Origin of the sequence: Escherichia sp. E10V10, from assembly GCF_004211985.1 — a bacterium.
Taxonomy (GTDB): Bacteria; Pseudomonadota; Gammaproteobacteria; order Enterobacterales; family Enterobacteriaceae; genus Escherichia.
In genome coordinates, this window is record NZ_RHJO01000054.1 from 1 (window position 1) to 1,095 (window position 1,095).

The following is a 1,095-nucleotide window of genomic DNA, read 5'->3' on the forward strand; positions in this document are numbered from 1 at the left end:
CCGTCAGCCCCGCCCTGCGGCGTCCAGTAATACCGCTCAATGACGCGGGCGCGCCACGTTTCCAGCTCTTCAGTATCAAATCCGCCTGTCAGTGTATCTGCCACGCCGGAAGACGGCAGACCATTCACCGGCGTGACCAGGATTAATGCCGTACCGTCGTCAGCGTTACCGACCGCGCCTGCACTTGAGCAGGCGATCGGCACGCGCAGGACACCACCGGAGCTGGTTGCATCGGCAGTTGCCGTGTACTGCACCAGGTCATCGCGCTGAATAACACTCCCGGCGGTCACCTTCAGGCCATCGCTGACACCTTCCCAGCGCATATACCCGCTGGCAGCCGTGGCCCCCTTGCGCGGACACCGTTTCATCGCAGCATGTCGCGCCAGCCAGGACTCATCGCACAGGTCAGGCAGCATGTTCATTGCCAGATAATCGATGTAACCGTAAACCGTATGCAGCGCCGCCGCATACACCTTTGCCCGCACGTCTTCATCCATGCGCCGGAGCGTGTCGCTGACGTCCAGCCTGGCGAATAAATCGTTACGGAGCATACTGATATTTTCTGCCAGCGTCGGGCGCTGAAATTCACTGTCCGCCATGCGTTATCGCACTCCACAGATCATCAAAAGAAATCATTACCGGTCCGTCACGACGCCAGAGAGTGATACTGTTACCCAGTTCATTAATCCCGGTGCGGCGGATATCCAGATCAATACGGGACACCACGCCATCATCAATCATCCATTGCAGGCATTCGCGGATATACCCCCTTACCGTCTGCACCAGCTGATTGGTCAGTTTGCTGCGCTGAAGCAGCCACAGTCGGGAGCCGTAACGGTCATTCTGTACCGCAGGCCAGGTATCCCCCCACCATCCCATCGGGACGTCGGCGTTGTCATCAGGCTCCGCCCGCCGCCAGGTAAACAGGGAAATCACCACGGCGCGGGTCAGCGGATCCAGCGGTGCGCTGGCGCAGGTGCGTTTACCGTTCACCGTCAGCCACAGTTCCATCATGCCTCCATCGCTTTATCAGGTTTGTCGGTGTTACTGCCCTGACCGTTCTCTCTGTGACGATGCCCGTTATAGGCAAGCCGC

General features: G+C 59.1%; 2 protein-coding genes and 1 pseudogene. All 3 read right to left on the bottom strand.

Annotated features, from left to right (window positions below; genetic code table 11):
- A partial coding sequence (locus D9736_RS23215) for a baseplate J/gp47 family protein (protein ID WP_130259268.1) occupies positions 1 to 599 on the bottom strand: 599 nt, incomplete at its 3' end.
- On the bottom strand, positions 586 to 1,011 hold the full coding sequence (locus tag D9736_RS23220) for a phage GP46 family protein (RefSeq protein ID WP_000424732.1): 426 nt from the start codon (positions 1,009 to 1,011) through the stop codon (positions 586 to 588). The genes D9736_RS23220 and D9736_RS23215, both read right to left, overlap by 14 nt.
- A pseudogene (locus D9736_RS23225) lies at positions 1,011 to 1,095 on the bottom strand (baseplate assembly protein); the annotation flags it as partial. The gene D9736_RS23220 and the pseudogene D9736_RS23225, both read right to left, overlap by 1 nt.